At 67.7% G+C, this 201-nt stretch carries 1 protein-coding gene; it reads left to right on the forward strand.

What is annotated here, in order from left to right; translation table 11 throughout:
- On the forward strand, positions 1-201 hold a 201-nt coding region (locus I55_RS10380), incomplete at both ends, for an aminotransferase class III-fold pyridoxal phosphate-dependent enzyme (RefSeq protein ID WP_044560473.1).

The following is a 201-nucleotide window of genomic DNA, read 5'->3' on the forward strand; positions in this document are numbered from 1 at the left end:
CCTGGCGCTGTTCTACGGCGGCATGGTCCGCAAGTTCAACGTGCTGGCCATGGTGTGGCTGAAGGCGATGCGCGCGGTGTGCACCGAACTGGACATCCTGCTGGTCGCCGACGAGGTGATCACCGGCTTCTGCCGCACCGGGCCGCTGTTCGCGTGCGAGAGCGAGGGGGTGACCCCCGACCTGATGACCGTCGCCAAGGG

Origin of the sequence: Azospirillum sp. B4 (assembly GCF_000333275.1) — a bacterium.
Classification (GTDB): Bacteria; Pseudomonadota; Alphaproteobacteria; order Azospirillales; family Azospirillaceae; genus Nitrospirillum.